The sequence below is a fragment of the Nocardia sp. NPDC023852 genome, assembly GCF_040639505.1.
Classification (GTDB): domain Bacteria; phylum Actinomycetota; class Actinomycetes; order Mycobacteriales; family Mycobacteriaceae; genus Nocardia.
The window spans coordinates 127,047-140,228 of sequence record NZ_JBFAAB010000004.1 but is presented as its reverse complement, the minus strand read 5'-3'; the positions used below and the strand labels follow the sequence as shown (position 1 = coordinate 140,228).

The following is a 13,182-nucleotide window of genomic DNA, read 5'->3' as shown; positions in this document are numbered from 1 at the left end:
CCCACCCGACCGCGAGCACCCGTTACTTCCGTCAGCGGTGACAGGGGCCACCGACGGAAGGACAGACAGTGGGCGCACGATCTAGCCGACGGGCGCCGATTCCAGCAGGCCGGTGGCGCGAACACGGATACGCTGAAGGTGTTCCAGGTCCGCGGCGATCGCGGAGAGCTGGTCGCGGCGGTCGGCCTCATGGCGGTCGACGGTGTGGGCGGCGTCGGCGATGGCGTCGTTTGCCTTTCGAGTGCGAGCCTCCGCGACGTCGGTGAAGTGGTCGCGCAGCGTGCGCTGCACCTCGCGCAACCGTTGCTTGGATTCCTTGCCGACCTGGAGGGAGACTTCGTCCATCAGCTTTCCGACGGCGATCTTCGCCTCCAGCCGGCGACGCTGCCGCACTGATTTGAAGTCCTCCCACACCGTGTGCCCACCCAGTAGCACACCGGCGATGATCGACCACGGGTTCACCAGCGCCAAGCCGGCCAGCGTGGTGGCCACGCCGATCATGAGCACGCCGCTATAGGAGCCACGCAGCGCGTTCACCGCCCGCTGCGCCACCGAGCCCTTGGCACTGTCGATTTCCTCCAGCCGCCCGTAGCCGCCGAGCCCCGACTCGGTGCCGGCGATGCGGAAGTGCGGCACCGACTGCCGCTCCTCATCGGCGAACTTGACCGCCACGGTGTCCGCCAGCTCTACCGAAAGGCGTTGCGCCAGCTGGAAGTTCTCAGCCACCTCGGTGGCGATGCGGTCGTCCAGCCAGGTGCCGAACCGCGCCCAGCGTTTGCCCGGATCCGATTTCGCGATGTCCTGCTCCGCCTCGCGGATCAGCGCGCGCAGCCGGGTACGAAGATCGTGCTCGACGGCCACGTTGAGTTCGGTGATCCCGTCGCCGAGCGCGTACGGCCAGTTGGAGGTCCGCTTACCCAGCGCCTCTGCGGCTTGGCGGGCACGCTCCAGATGCCCGCGGGCCGCCATGCCCAGCTGCGGGTCCTGCAGCCGGGACAGCTTCGCATTCAGCGCCAGCGTCACCTGATCCGACACCACCCGGACCTCGTGGATCACCGACTCCCGCGCCACCACGTCGGCGCGGGCCAGCAGATAGTCACGGATGTAGTCGACGAGCTGCGGGATGCCGGATTCGACGATTCCATTCGCGTGGGCGCCACGGTGACCGGACCGGTGCAGGTTGGTGGACACCGGCAGCAGCGGCAGGTCCAGGCCCGCCTCGGTGAGCAGCTTCCGGTTGGCCTTCTGCACGTCGCCCCACCGCGGGTTGGTGTCGATCTTGTTGATCACGCCGGTCACCACCGGGCACACCTGGTGGATCTGCTGCAGCGAGCGGATCTCCGCGGGGCTGTACTCGCGTGCTGCGTCGGAGACGAACAGCACCGCGTCGGCGGTCCCGAGCAAGTCCAGGATCGCCGACCCGGAGTGGAACTCGATTCCGGTGAGACCGGGGAGGTCGACCAAGACCACACCGTCGGCGAGTAGTTGCGCCGGCGAGGTTACCGTCAACTGGCCGCCGCGCCGGGCGACCGTGCGGAACGCCTCGCCGTGCTCGATCACCGCCGGCGCCGGCGTGCGTTGCCCGACCGGGCACACATCCGCGGCCACCAGAGCATTGACGATCGAGCTGAGCCCCTTGCGGGATTCTCCTGTCACGACGATGCGCAGGTGGTTATCGCAGATGCGGCGGCGGGCCGTGGTCAGCCGCCGGGCCAGGTCGGTGCGGCCGACAGCCTCGGTCGCCGACTGCAATTCGGTGAGAATTTCGGTCATCGATGTGGTCGCGTCGGACACTTTGGCGACCGGTGCTGGCGTGCTCACGGTGAAGGAAGTACCTCTCTAGGGCCTCACCGCCGGGTCGCGGCGGTTGCGAGACCGGGATGAATCAGTGCTGGAGAAGGGTGCTGTCGTGGCTCGCGTCGGTGGTCGGGTGAACCGTCGACTCGGTGCCGGACGTCAGTCCACTGGACAGGGGGCTCGAATGCGAGTCGGTCAGTCCGCTGTGGTCGGTGGTACTGCTCGTGCCTGCCGTGACATCGGTATGGGTAGCCGTGGGCGCCGCAGCGTGGCCGGTGTCGGTCGAACTGGTCACATCGGTGTGGGCGGGGGTCGATCCCGATGCGCCCGCACCGGTCGTGGCGGTCGTGCCGGCCGCTGGCGCGCTCGCCGCGGTGGTCGGCGCCGTCGCTGCCGAGCCGCTGTGCGACATGTCGGTCCCGGTGCCCGTCGAGTTCGACGGATTCGCTGAGGTCGACGCGGTGCCGCCGGACTGCATTTGGGTCACGTTGTCGGTGGTGTGCGAGCTCACGTTGCCGCCGGCGCTGGTGCCCAGATCCGCCTTTGGGGCAGCACCGGAGCTGCCCGGCGTCGCGCCGGTGCTGCCGCTCGTGGTCGGAGCGGTGGAGTGGGTGGGCACCGTGGCCCCTGTGGTTGTCGTCGAACCCGAGGTCTCCCCCGTGCCGGTGGTGGCGGAGTGCGAGCCGTCCGTCGTAACTGCCGCCGTGGTCTGGGGGGTGTCAGTCGGAACTGTGGTGCCGGTGGGACCGGTGGTCGGCGTATGCGCAGCGCCAGTGGTCGCCGAGCCGGTGCCGGTGGGGCCGGTGGGGCCGGTGGTCGACGTGTGTGAAGCGCCGGTGGTCGAGGCGCCGATCGTCGCGGCCACCCGGGCATCGGTGCTGGTCGCCTGCGACACCGTGGATGCCAGCGAGGTGCTGGCGGCGTTCGACGCCGACGCCGCCACCGGGGTCGCCACCACCGGCTGCACGGCCGCCGACGCGCCCGCGGCCGCCACCGTGGTGACGGCGGCCGCGGTGTGCGCGGCCGGACCAGTGGACTGGCCCAGGGACTGGGTGAGAGAGGTGCTGCCGGTCGCACCCAGATTCGCCGACGAGCCGGTCGCCACGTTCGCCGAGAATCCGGCGTTCGGCGCCGCGCTGTTCGCGGTGCTCTGCGAGAACGCCGAACGGATGTCGGCCGATGGGGCGTTGCCGGTACCCGCGGACGGCGCGTTGCCGCCGATGGTCGGCGCAGGCCGGGAATCGCCGAGCTGACCGCCGCCCTGGTACGAACCATGGCGAATGTCCTGCTTATCGCCGCGGTTGTCGCCATCGTGCAAGCCGGACCGATTGTCTCGATCGCGGTCGTGGTCGGCGCGATCCTGGTCGCCGAAGCCGGACCGGCCGCCGCGATCCTCGTCGCCGAAGCCCGACCGGCCGCCGCGATCCTCGTCGCCGAAGCCCGACCGGCCACCGCGATCCTCGTCGCCGAAGCCCGACCGGCCGCCGTCGAAATCGCCGTCGGCATGGCCTCCAACACCCAGGCTCACACCGTCGTGTCCGTCGAAGCCGAGCCCTGCCCCGGCGCCGAACTGGCCGCCGAGGCCGAGGTTGACGCCCGCATGCCCCAAGTCGGCGGCCGGCGCCCTACCGTGCTCCTCGGAACCGAGCCGCCCGCCGAATCCTGTGCTGTCGTGGTGGCCGTCGAGGTTGTGGTCGCGGTGGTGGGAGTTGTCGAAACCGGTGCTGTCGTGGTGGTCACCCAAGGCATGGTCACCGTAGCGGGAGCCGCCGACACCGAACTGGTCGCGGGAGTCACCGAAGACGCCGGGCGAACCAGGGCCCTCGGCGCCGATCCCGCCGACGTTCGTGCCGAACTCGAAACCGACGTCGCCGATGTCGACGCCGACCTCGAAGCCCGTCGCGCCGCCGACCGGGACGCCCGGCCCTTCGTCGGCGGACACGCTGTCCTGGACGACGCTGGTCTCCACGGTCGCCGAGAACGCAGGCGCGCCCTGGCCGAGCGACGCGCTGAACGAATGCATGTCGTCCTGCTCCACCCTGGTCTCCTGGACGGATTCGTCTCCGCCGCCGAGCGGGGTGGAGACGCCGCCGCCGGCCCGGACGCTGTCCTCGGTTACCCGCTGCTCGTCCACGGTCTGGAAGCTGGGCCCGAACCCGGTCAGAGAGGTATCGGCTTCGTGCACGGTGTCGGACTCGGAGTGCGATTCCTCCACCGACTCGTAGGCCGAGCCGAATGGGGTGTTCACCGCGTGGGTGACTTGCTGGTTGTCGGTCTCGGTGTGCGAGGCGTCGACGGTCTCCTGACTGGATCCGAACAGGCCGGTCTCCTGCGAGACGTGCAGGTTGTCCGACTCCGCGTGAGACTGCTCGACGGCGTCGAAACTTCCGCCGTATGGGGTGTTCACCGCGTGCGCGACCAGTCGGTCGTCGGTCTCGCTGTGTGCCGAGTCGATGGTCTGCGAGCCGCCGAACATGCCGGTCTCGCTGTTCACCTGCAGGCTGTCGTGCTCGCTGTGGGTGCGGTCCACCACTTCCGAGACGGAGTCGAAGGGCGTGTTGACCACGTCGACAGCGTGGAAGCCGTCGGCCTCTTGATGGTCCACGTCAACGCTCTCCGAGCTGCCGAGAAAGCCGGTCTGTTCCGAGACGTGCACGTTCTCCGATTCGGCGTACGACTGGTCGACGGCATCGAAGCCTGCGCCGAACGGGGTGTTGACCACGTGGGTCGCCTGCTGGTAGTCGGTCTCGCTGTGCGAGGCGTCGACGTTCTCGTAGTCGGTACCGAACCAGCCGTTGCCTCGATCGACCTGCAGGCTGTCATCCACAGTGTGGGTGCGGTCATCCGTCTCCGAGGCCGAGGCGAACGGGGTGCTCACCGCATTCATAGCGTGGTAGCCGTCGGCCTCGTGGTGGCTGGCGTCGACGGTCTCGGAGCTGCCGAACAAGCCGCGCTCCTCGGCGACGTGCCTGGCGTCGAAGTCGCTGTGGAAGGCGTCCGCCGACTGCTGTGCCGAGCCGAACAGTCCGGTGATGGAGTGGCTGCTGTCCTGGGTGTCGGTCTCCCGGTACGAATCGTCGACGTTCTCGTAGCCCGTGCCGAACCAGGCGCTTCCGGTCGCGACGTGGCGACCGGCGTCCTCGGTGTACGTAGTCTCGGAGTCGGAGAGGTCGGAGCCGAACGGGGTCACCGATCCGGCCAGATGAACGCTGTCGTCAGCGAAACCGCCGCCGATAGGCGCTGACGTGGCATCGACGGCGACGTGCTCACCGACGCCGAAGCCGGCTCGGTCGTGAACCTCCGCGTGCGCGCCGGCGCCGGTCTCGGCGAGCGGGTCGCCATGAGGGCCGTCGGGAGTCGGACGATCATTCGCCGCTCCGTTGCCGAAGCCGAAGACGGTCTCTTTGCCGAAATTGGTGCCGAACGCCATGAGAGCTGCCTTTTCCTGATCTTGATCGCCACTATTGCCTCTGACCGACCTAATCACCGGCCCAAGCAGCGAATTTACAGAATTCGATCTGGTGGCTTGATCCGAGCAAGCTGTGAATCGGCCGTGAATTCCCCGGAACACAGGAGACGCCCCAGATTTGCCCGGCGAATATTCAGCCGGTGGATTGGCGCCGATGCTCGTTCTCGACCCTCAACGAATCCAGCAGCGGTGACCGGTCGAGCAGTGGCGGCGTGTGGCCCGGTACATGGGACGCGGAGCTGGCCGCGGTAGCGGGCGCACCCGCCACAGGGATGACGGTCTCACTCACCGTCGGCGTCGCCGAGAGAGCGCAGAACACGCAGTCGGGCACCGAATCAGGTCCGCAGCCCGGCGGCCGACCGTCCAGCAGCGGCGCACCCGGCGGTCCGCAGCCCAGGTAGAAATTCGGCCCCAGCCGGTTTCGACGGGGCAGGGGCCGAAACTCGTTCGAACTCACAACTATTCGATGGCGAGCTGCCGGGCCAGCGCCCAAATCACCAGCACGTCGATGGCGATCATCACCAGTGCCCAGAACGGATAGATCGACGCGAACAAGAAGTTGTCCAGAATGCTGATCGCCGCCATCACGATGCCCGAGAGGTAACCCCAGGTCTTGCCGGTCACGATGCCGGCGCCCGCACCGACGAAGAGCACAGCGATCACCAGGTGGAGCCATCCCCACGCGGCGACGTCGATCAGGAACACCTGGTCCTCGGTCACCACGAAGATGGCACGCCCCGCGATCGCCGCGATGGCCGTCAACAGGTGCAGGACACCGGCGACGAGAATGAGCACGCCCGCGAAGATCGTCATATCGCTGAGCACCGGACGGGTGCTGATCGGGCCGGGACTGGTCATTGCCACTCCTTCCGTAACGGGCGGTACACCTGTCGGCCCGACGTAGCCGCTCACTTGGCCGAATCAGTGCAGGTGGCGGGGTGGGTCACCGGCGCGACCGTACTGTCGCCACGTCGGCGAGGCGCAAAGCCAGGGTCTGCCGGGACGCGGCGGTCGGTCGCGGGGCGTCGATCGCGGCCGGGTGACTTCCGGCACTGCCAGTTCCCGGCGCGGAGGCCGAATCGAGAAATCATCGCGTCCGGCAACGGTTTCGCGGCCGATCCGAGCGGAACATCCGCACCTGCGCCGGGTGTCGGCGGCGCGTCGAATCAGGCCGACTATCGCCGATGGGCAAACTTTTAGCGATCGACATGAGCGGCCGGGACCGATGCTGTCGTCGCACACGGCATGCCGCACAATAGGGGCCGCGTGCGGCGCTGTGTCGGCTTTCGCAGCGCCTGCGGTGCTGCGTGTTCGCGGCCCTCGCAAGACCCGCACCCGACTGGGTAGGAGACGACTTCCGTTGTTCTGCACGCGGACGCATACCGTGGCGACACAAGGTGTTGTGCTACATGGACTCGTCACCCACAAGGAGTAGTGTTCCAAGGGTAGGCATCCCCTAACAGAAGCATGCTCGGGAAAGGCGTGGAGGCAGGATGAAACTGATCGATCGGGTGTCGGCCATCAACTGGAATCGGGTGCCCGACGAAAAGGATGCCGAGGTCTGGGACCGGCTGACCGGCAACTTCTGGCTGCCGGAAAAGGTCCCGGTCTCCAACGATATTCCCTCGTGGAACACCCTGACCGCCGACGAGAAGCAACTGACCATGCGGGTCTTCACCGGACTCACCCTGCTGGACACCATTCAGGGCACGGTCGGCGCGGTGAGCCTGATCCCGGACGCGCTCACCCCGCACGAAGAGGCGGTGCTCACCAACATCGCGTTCATGGAGTCGGTGCACGCCAAGAGCTACAGCTCGATCTTCTCCACGCTGTGCTCCACCCGCGAGATCGACGAGGCGTTCCGCTGGTCGGAGGAGAACCGCAACCTGCAGCGCAAGGCGGAGATCGTGCTGGCGTACTACAACGGCGACGATCCGCTCAAGCGCAAGGTTGCCTCCACCCTGCTGGAAAGCTTTCTGTTCTACTCCGGCTTCTACCTGCCGATGCACTGGTCGTCGCGGGCCAAGCTCACCAACACCGCCGACATGATCCGGCTGATCATCCGAGACGAAGCAGTCCATGGTTACTACATCGGCTACAAGTACCAGAAGGGCCTGGAACTGGTCAGCCAGACCGAGCGCGACGAGCTGAAGAACTACACCTTCGAGCTGCTGTTCGAGCTCTACGACAACGAGGTCGAATACACCCAGGACCTCTACGACGAGGTGGGCCTCACCGAGGACGTCAAGAAGTTCCTGCGCTACAACGCGAACAAGGCGCTGATGAACCTCGGCTACGAGGGCCTGTTCCCGAAGGACGAAACCGACGTGAACCCGGCCATCCTCTCGGCGCTGTCCCCCAACGCCGACGAGAACCACGACTTCTTCTCCGGCTCGGGCTCGAGCTACGTGATCGGCAAGGCCGTCAACACCGAAGACGAGGATTGGGAGTTCTGAGCCTTCCGCACCGACCGCATCCGGCTCGGCCCGCTCGGGACCGGGCCGGATGTCCGCGGCGATGATTCGCCTCAGATCCCGAGGACGAGCTTTGCTGTGGTGAAGTAGATGATCAGGCCGGTGGCGTCCACCAGAGTGGTGACCATCGGCGCGGAGACGACCGCGGGATCGATCCGCAGCTTCTTGGCCAGCAGCGGCATGGTGCCGCCGATGGTGGCGGCCCAGCCACAGATCAGGACCAGCGTGATGCCGACGACCAGGGCGATGCGCGGTCCGACGAACAGGGCGCCGATCACCAGGCCCGCGGCGGCCAGCAGCGCTCCGAGCACCAGCCCGACCCGGCATTCCCGCCAGATCACCTTGAGCAGGTCCGACACCCTGACCTCGCCGACGGCCAGCGCACGCACGCAGGCGGTGGCGGCCTGCGCGCCCGCGTTGCCGCCCGCCCCGATCAGCAGCGGAATGAACAGCGCGAGGTGCGCGGCCTGCCGCAGGGTGCCCTCGAAGAAGTCGGTCACGCTCACCGTGAGGGTCGCGGCGAACAGCAACAGCAGCAGCCACAGCGCGCGATAGCGGGCCAGCTGGAACACCCCGGCCGCCATGTAGTGGCCCTCCCACGGCGCCGAGCCCGCCTGCCGAGCCACGTCCTCGCTGTCGGCGGCTTCGATCACCTCGACCGCGTCATCGATGGTGAGCAGCCCGACCAGCCGGTCCTCGCTGTCGACGACCGGCAGGTTGATGTCATTGGTCTCGCGCATCAACCGGGCGGCCTTCTCCGCGGAGTCGGTGGCGCGCGCGAAAGCCGGTTCCGTGACGACCAGTTCCGACACCATCGTGTCCGGCTCGCTGAGCACCAGCTCGCGTAGTTCGACGATGCCGGTCAGGCGCCGGCCGGAGTCGACGACGGGCAGCGTGTACACCGTCTCGGCGTTGCCGCCCTTGGCCCGAACCATGCCGAGCGCCTCGGCGACGGTCAGGGCGCGCGGCAGCGCCACCACCTCGGGCGTCATGTACTGCCCCGCGGAGCCCTCCGGGTAGCCGAGCAGGCTCGCGGTGATCCGTCGCTCGCGCGGGCTCAGCCCGGCCAGCGCCTTCTTGGCGACTTTGGCGGGCGCTTCGCGCAACATGCGGGCCCGGTCGTCGGGTGCCATGCCTTCGACCAAGTCGCGGAAACTCTGGTCGCGCAGGCTCTGCAAGATCTGCTGCTGGTCCACCGGCTCGAGTTCCTCGAAGACGGCCAGCGCCAGGTCTTTGTCGAGCAGCCGGAATGCCATGCCGGCCCGCACCGCGTCCATGCGGGCGAGTTGGTCGGCGATGACGTGCGGCGGATGGTTGTCGAGCCAGTCGAGCGCAGCGGCCACACGGTGGCTTTCGACGATGTCCTGCAGGGATTCGGACAGCGTCGGACGTACTTCGATGATGTCGGTCTGCGACATGGGGACCTCAGCACATGCGTGAGTGAATGGAGAACGCGAGATTCACACCGCGGGCGCCGGCCCCCACCGACGCGACTATCTAGAAATGCGAAGGGGCGGCGCCGCGCGGCGTTCGACTGGGAGGTTCGCTGCGCATCGCAACCCCACCTCCTTCTCGTCGCTGCCGCGGACTTGGATGCCCGCGCCATTCAAGAAAACGCCCTAAGGACGAGAACCGTCCCTACGCAGGATACATGGCTTCGGCGGCAGTCTCGCCACGGCGATCGCCGTTACGCACACCGATTTCGCGGGCTCGGCGGTCGCCGCCACCGCAAGTGCGACGTCGCCCCGGGTTGGGACGTGGCGCACCCACTCGGGAATCGGATCAGGCTGCGCGCCGAACAACTGCCGGTACGGCACCACATCACGCAGCGCACGGCGCCTTCCCACTCTCGGGAAACCACGTCGGCGGGCGCGAAAATGAGCTGAGGACAAGGGAGGAGGCGAGCGTGGGGCAGTCTCTGCGGATCGACGACGATCAGCTTCGATCGCTGGTCCCGGAGTACGAGAACATCGGCGACCTAGCGCACCAGGCCCTCGCGCGGCTGAAAGCCAGTATCGAGCGCGAGGGAAAATGCTGGGGCGAAGACGACCCGGGTCGCTCATTCGAGGAGACATACCTTGCCGATGCGGAGAAAGCAGTAGAGAGCCTGGAGAAGACGGTTCAGAGTCTCCGGGAAGAGGGAAAGGTCGTCGCAGGCATCGCCGACGACTTCCATGACAATGATCAGGACGGCGGCCGCCTGATACGTGATGCGGCAGACCAGAGAAACGGCCTCCGTTCGGTCTCGCCGACGGATCAGGGCCTCGATGGGTCCGGATATCCGGATTCCCCGATCGCCTCCCCCGAACCCACGCCTGCTCCAGCTGGTTCGGACCCAGGCGCCGAGGCCGCTCCGAGCCCGTCCGACACAACCCCTTATCCGTTCGATACAGACCCTCATCCGTTCGATACAAACTCTTCCGGTACGACAGGCGGGCCGAACGGTTCCCCGGACAGTTCGCAGCCATCCGGCACGCCACAGACTCCGACTGCGCCCGGGAACGCTGAACCTGCTGCTCCTACACCAGATGACACCGCCGACAACCCGACCGGTGGGAATCCGAACAACCTCGCGCCTGCACCGGGCTCGACCGCCCCACCCGCTGCCCGCGATACCGCACGCCCGGCCGCGCCCCGGCCGAATATCACTGCCGCATCGGGCGATGGTGCGTCGACCGACCGCAAACAGGCGAATACGCCATGGTCGAAAACCGCGCCCGAAAACAACACTCCACCGCGGGTTTCCGCACCTAATAATCAGGGGTCCAATCCCGGCCTGCCGAGAATGCCCGACTCCCCCGCCCGGAATTTCGCGCCGTCCGCCTCGGCGCGGAAGTCGAAATCCCGTGTCATCGAACCGAAATCCGTATCGCCGCACCCGTGGGTGATCAACGGCACCGGCGACGACAACAACGCCGGAATCGCGCGAGAGTTGTCGGATCGGCACGATCTGGAAGTCGTCGGTTTCGATACTCCCGGTGTCGATGAGCACACCGTTCGCGAGATCGCCGCCGCGATCGATGATGTACTCGGCGGACATCCCTACCTCGACGTTCGCCAGATCGCGGTCGCGGACTGCGGCGAGGAGGTCGCTCGGCTCGAGTGGGATTGGGTCGCGGGTTCCGCCGGCCCGGAAGCGTTCACCCGCCGGATCACACTCAACACTCTTGTCGCCCGCGATCCAGGGAAGTTCGCAGAATATGTCCGTGCCGCAACGCTATCGGGAGCGCTCGCGCCAGGATCGGACAGACGACCGGTGTACTCGACGATCGTCCGTGAACTCGGACATGCGCTCGATGTCGCCGGCGGCTTCGGGGCCCGCCGGACGGCGGAGAAAGTATTGATCGCCGACTACACGCGAACTCACGGTGCCGAGCACGAGGGCGGAGCGGTCGGCGGCGACCGGCAGTGGCGCGGCCAGTTGAGTAGCTACGGATTCTATGAGGGCCGTTTCGACCCTGGTATGGCCTTGGCCGACGCGTTCGCCGAGGTCCAGCTGAACGGACCAGGCGCGCGGCAACCCGCGAAAGTGTTGCACCAGTTACTCATCGACACGGCACGGAAACCCTCGGGGGCGAGGTCGTGAGACTCGGTAACCGATACACCATAGACGAACGGCGCGACACGTTCGAGGCCGAACTTGCCGCAGCGGTCGAAGGCAGACCACTACGCGCACACGTGGGATTCGGACCGAACACCGACAAGTCGCTGATCGCAATCGCCTTCGCCCACCCGGACATCCCGAGTGATCTGGTCGCGACAGCGCGGCGCACGTTCGCCATGGAACTGGCTGTCGCCGCCGATGTCGCGGCGGCAGACGATTCGGATGCCCTTCCGGAGGGTGCCGCCGTGGCCGTGGAGCGCACCGCGCTGCCGGAGTAAACCGTCGTGACGCTGCAGATTCCACAGGAGTTCCCAGACTGGCTGGTCAACAGCGTGCTCGGGTATTTCCCCAAGGGCGACGAGGATGCCTGCCGCCGACTCGGTGACAGTTGGTCGGATACGTCCAACACCTGCACCGAGCTCGCGCACCGCCACGACACCGTGGCGCAAGCCGAGAAGGCAGCGGCCGAAGGCGTCACCGGCGAGGCCAAAGCAGGTCGGAACTCGCAGCTCGGCGACGATTTGCGTAACCAGGCCGCGTATGCCGACAACATGGCCCAACAGCTCTACGAGAACGCGAACAACATCGAATTCACCAAACTGCTGATAATCGGCACAGGATTCGCTCTGCTCGCGCAACTGGCTGTGGACGTCGCGCTCCTCGCCCCCGGTGCGCTCAAAGCCGCTGAGGACAAAGCCGCCGCCGACACGACAATGCGGATCGGCCGCAACGAACTGCTCAACAAGATCAAGGGGGCCGGGGCGCAAGCCATGGCCCACCGCAAAGGTATACCCCTTGCCAAGGTCACGGCGATCGGCGTCGCGATCGGCGCGGGGACCAATGCGATAGTCAACGCCGGCGCGCAGTTCTATCAGGAAATGGTGCTCGGCCACGGCGACGGCGATATCGAGTGGGATCAAGTGGGTGACGCCGCGATCGTCGGTGGCATCGCCGGTGGTGTGGGTGTTCGCGTGGCTTCACGTTTCGCACCTCGCATCAACAACGCCGTCTCCAAGGTCTTCCGGAATCCGACATCGAATGGGGCGAGATACGGCGCCCAGGTCAGCGCGGGGCTACTGATCGGCGGGGTCGGCGGGGTCGCGGGTGGCGTCGCAGGCGTCGGGGCGCAGATGGTGGTCTCCGGCCACATACCGTCCGAGCAGGAAATCAAGGGAGCTCTCATCACCGGCATCGCCGGTGGATTCGTCGGCGCCGCCTCCGTCTTCGCCCGGCCGGTGTTGCCACACGCCCCTGCCAAAACCCCAACAAGCGAATCGTCGGACGGTGGAACGAACGGATCGCCGGACGGTGAAACGAACGGATCGCCGAACGACGGGCAGCCTGGCGACTCGTCGCCATCATCGCCGGAAGGTGCCGGCACCACCCGATCACCCGACGAACCGACGCCGGGAACCAAAGCAGGAGGAGACGAAGAGGGGACATCGTCTGTGGCACGTAAAGAGGAGTCACAGCCCGGCGAAGACGGGACCTCGTCTGGGCCTCGCCAGGAAGTGACCCCGCAACACCCGGATGCGACCCCGCCACGCGTCGATGCACCGGCCACCTCACGCGCAGACGAGGCAACCCGGCTACGCGATGCGATGACACGGCTACGCGATGACACAGCAGCCCGACTGCACGATGCACTAGCCCAACCAGGCCACGACGCCGCAGCCCGGCTACGCGACGTGGTGACCCAGCCAGGCGAGGATGCGGCAGCCCGGCCCCGCGTCGATGCGCCGACCACCTCACGCGCAGACGAGGCAACCCGGCTACGCGATGCGATGACACGGCTACGCGATGACACAGCAGCCCGACTGCACGATGCACTAGCCCAA

At 67.1% G+C, this 13,182-nt stretch carries 8 protein-coding genes and 1 pseudogene; 5 read left to right on the top strand and 4 right to left on the bottom strand.

The annotated features are described in order from the left end of the window. Positions 1-81: 81 nt before the first annotated feature. Together AB0H00_RS10120 and AB0H00_RS10115 are read right to left on the bottom strand one after the other, a co-directional pair. On the bottom strand, positions 82-1,821 hold the full coding sequence (locus AB0H00_RS10120; protein WP_357263840.1) for an Isoniazid-inducible protein iniA: 1,740 nt from the start codon (positions 1,819-1,821) through the stop codon (positions 82-84). Between the two features lie 64 nt (positions 1,822-1,885). After that, a complete protein-coding gene (locus tag AB0H00_RS10115) occupies positions 1,886-5,227 on the bottom strand; it encodes a hypothetical protein (RefSeq protein ID WP_357263838.1) in 3,342 nt (1,113 codons plus the stop codon). 266 nt (positions 5,228-5,493) lie between these two features. Between AB0H00_RS10115 and AB0H00_RS10110 the strand changes: the two are divergent. Then, positions 5,494-5,667 (top strand): annotated as a pseudogene (locus AB0H00_RS10110) (dioxygenase); the annotation flags it as partial. Positions 5,668-5,725: 58 nt separating this feature from the next. Here the strand turns inward: AB0H00_RS10110 and AB0H00_RS10105 are convergent. Continuing rightward, complete coding sequence (locus AB0H00_RS10105; RefSeq protein WP_357263836.1) at positions 5,726-6,124, bottom strand: hypothetical protein; 399 nt, start codon at positions 6,122-6,124, stop codon at positions 5,726-5,728. 635 nt (positions 6,125-6,759) lie between these two features. Here AB0H00_RS10105 and nrdF point away from each other — a divergent pair. Beyond that, on the top strand, positions 6,760-7,722 hold the full coding sequence (gene nrdF / locus AB0H00_RS10100) for a class 1b ribonucleoside-diphosphate reductase subunit beta (protein ID WP_357263833.1): 963 nt from the start codon (positions 6,760-6,762) through the stop codon (positions 7,720-7,722). Between the two features lie 71 nt (positions 7,723-7,793). Here nrdF and mgtE read toward each other — a convergent pair whose 3' ends face one another. After that, positions 7,794-9,158 carry a magnesium transporter gene (gene mgtE, locus AB0H00_RS10095; protein ID WP_357263830.1) on the bottom strand — a complete coding sequence of 455 codons (1,365 nt, stop codon included), beginning with the start codon at positions 9,156-9,158 and terminating at the stop codon, positions 7,794-7,796. A gap of 488 nt (positions 9,159-9,646) precedes the next feature. Between mgtE and AB0H00_RS10090 the strand changes: the two genes are divergently transcribed. The 3 genes from AB0H00_RS10090 to AB0H00_RS10080 all read left to right on the top strand — a co-directional run. Then, on the top strand, positions 9,647-11,326 hold the full coding sequence (locus AB0H00_RS10090; protein WP_357263827.1) for a hypothetical protein: 1,680 nt from the start codon (positions 9,647-9,649) through the stop codon (positions 11,324-11,326). After that, the gene (locus AB0H00_RS10085; RefSeq protein ID WP_357263824.1) at positions 11,323-11,622 is read left to right on the top strand and encodes a hypothetical protein; all 300 of its coding nucleotides are present in this window, start codon (positions 11,323-11,325) and stop codon (positions 11,620-11,622) included. The genes AB0H00_RS10090 and AB0H00_RS10085 overlap by 4 nt, the downstream gene beginning before the upstream one ends. Before the next feature lie 6 nt (positions 11,623-11,628). Beyond that, a partial coding sequence (locus AB0H00_RS10080; protein ID WP_357263821.1) for a hypothetical protein occupies positions 11,629-13,182 on the top strand: 1,554 nt, incomplete at its 3' end.

Excerpts from the sequence above, each read along its gene's own strand:
- AB0H00_RS10115 (WP_357263838.1), bottom strand. The coding sequence starts at position 5,227 with ATGGCGTTCGGCACCAATTTCGGCAAAGAGACCGTCTTCGGCTTCGGC.
- AB0H00_RS10105 (WP_357263836.1), bottom strand. The coding sequence starts at position 6,124 with ATGACCAGTCCCGGCCCGATCAGCACCCGTCCGGTGCTCAGCGATATG.
- nrdF (WP_357263833.1), top strand. The coding sequence starts at position 6,760 with ATGAAACTGATCGATCGGGTGTCGGCCATCAACTGGAATCGGGTGCCC.
- mgtE (WP_357263830.1), bottom strand. The coding sequence starts at position 9,158 with ATGTCGCAGACCGACATCATCGAAGTACGTCCGACGCTGTCCGAATCC.